Below are 1,863 nucleotides of genomic sequence, written 5' to 3'. Positions count from 1 at the left end.
CGGCCCCGCCCGGCGGTCGGGACGCCGGGCGCGACGGGCTCAGGCGGGCGTGACCGCGGGGTCCTCCTCGGGCTCGTCGGCCGCGGCTGCGGCCTCCGCCGCGGCCGCTGCCTTGTTCGCGCGGCTCTTGCGGACCGCGAGCACGACGAGCGCCGCCCACACCAGGCCGAGCACGACGTAGACCCAGGCGCGCTCCACGTCGAAGGTCCGCACCAGCGTGCGGGTGTTGGTCACGAGGATGACGCCGCCGACGAGAGCCCCGAGGATCGGCAGTGACAGCCGCCGCACCAGGTAGGCCGCGAACGGCGCCGCGACGACACCACCCGCGAGCAGCGCCAGCACGATCGAGGGCTCGACGCCCTGCGTGCCCAGCGCGGTGATGAACCCGATGCTCGCGGCGACCGTGACGGCGAACTCCGCGGCCGAGACCGAACCGATCACCCGGCGCGGGTCGAGCTTGCCGCTGGACAGCAGCGTCGGCGTCGCCACCGGGCCCCAGCCGCCACCACCCGTGGCGTCGACGAACCCGGCGAACAGGCCGAGCGGGGCGAGCAGCGCCGTCCGCGGCCGCACGCCCGGCACCACGCGCGGCGGCCGCCGGAACACGAACCGGGTGACGATGTAGACGCCGAGCACGAGCAGGATGAGCGCCATCCACGGCGTCGCCGCCTCGGTGGAGAGGCTGGTGAGCACGTTGGCGCCCAGGAAGGCGCCGACCGCCCCGGGCGCCGCGATGCGGGCGACGACGCCCCAGTCGACGTTGCCGAAGCGCCAGTGCGAGAACCCGGAGACCGCGGTGGTCCCGATCTCGGCGAGGTGCACCGAGGCCGAGGCGGCGGCGGGTGCGATGCCGGCGGCGAGCAGCAGCGTGCTCGAGGTGACGCCGTAGGCCATGCCGAGCGAGCCGTCGACGACCTGGGCCGCGAGGCCGACGAGCGCGAAGACGATGAGGCGTTCCATGTGGATCTCCCGTGGTCCGGGTCGGGTGGGCGTCCAGGGAACGGTATTCGGACTGCAGGGATCCGAATTATCGGCATCGGTGGGTCCCAGGTGCTGAGACGCCGGGCCGCGCGGGTACGGCAGAATCGGCACGTGCGGATCACGGCCAAGGTGGACTACGCGGTCCGGGCGATGGTGACGCTCGCGGCGCGTGACACCGACCGCCCGGTCGCGGCCGAGAGCATCGCCAGCAGCCAGGGCATCCCGCTGGCGTTCCTCGTGAAGATCCTCGCCGACCTCCGCACCGCGCAGCTGGCGCAGAGCCGCCGTGGCGCGATGGGCGGGTACGTGCTCGCGCGCGCGGCGGACACGATCTCGGTGGCCGACGTCATCCGCGCCGTCGAGGGGCCGCTGGCCGACGTGCACGGGCGCCCGCCCGAGGACGTCAGCTACCCGCAGCCCACGACGGCGCTGCGCGACGTCTGGCTCGCCACCCGGGTGGCGCTGCGGGAGGTGCTCGAGCAGACGACGATCGCCGACGTCGCAGCCGGCACGCTGCCGAGCCATGTCACGGACGCCTTGACCCGACCTGGCGCGAACCGCCGCCGCTGACCGCTCCTCGCAGGCATGATGGCCTGGCCACCCTCGAGGGAGAGAAGGTCGCCATGGCCAGGTCGACGTCCAAGAAGGACCTGAAGGCACGCATCAAGAAGCTGGAGCGCAAGCTGCGCTCGTCCCAGGCCGAGGCCGAGAAGGCGAGGGCCAAGAGCAAGAAGTGGAAGAAGCGCGCCAAGCGGGACGACGCGGCGGTCACCGACGCGACGGCCGCGACCGCGGCGGTCACCGACGCGACGGCCGCGACCGCGGCGACCGCCCCTGCCGAGGCACCGCGCCGCCGCCCGGCCGCGCGCGGCGCAGCAGCAG

General features: G+C 74.3%; 3 protein-coding genes. 2 read left to right on the top strand and 1 reads right to left on the bottom strand.

Annotated elements, in window-relative coordinates:
• Nucleotides 1-39: 39 nt before the first annotated feature.
• A complete protein-coding gene (locus GPA02_RS18735; RefSeq protein ID WP_156201959.1) occupies nt 40-960 on the bottom strand; it encodes a sulfite exporter TauE/SafE family protein in 921 nt (306 codons plus the stop codon).
• A 132-nt stretch (nt 961-1,092) separates the two neighbouring features.
• Between GPA02_RS18735 and GPA02_RS18730 the strand changes: the two genes are divergently transcribed.
• The gene (locus tag GPA02_RS18730; RefSeq protein WP_156201958.1) at nt 1,093-1,551 is read left to right on the top strand and encodes an RrF2 family transcriptional regulator; all 459 of its coding nucleotides are present in this window, start codon (nt 1,093-1,095) and stop codon (nt 1,549-1,551) included.
• Nucleotides 1,552-1,604: 53 nt separating this feature from the next.
• On the top strand, nt 1,605-1,863 hold a 259-nt coding region (locus GPA02_RS18725), incomplete at its 3' end, for a hypothetical protein (protein ID WP_193567890.1).

The organism is Actinotalea caeni, from assembly GCF_009733795.1.
In the GTDB taxonomy this organism is placed as follows: Bacteria; Actinomycetota; Actinomycetes; order Actinomycetales; family Beutenbergiaceae; genus Pseudactinotalea; species Pseudactinotalea caeni.
The sequence above is the reverse complement of the archived record's forward strand: the minus strand, read 5'-3'. Positions and strand labels throughout refer to the sequence as shown.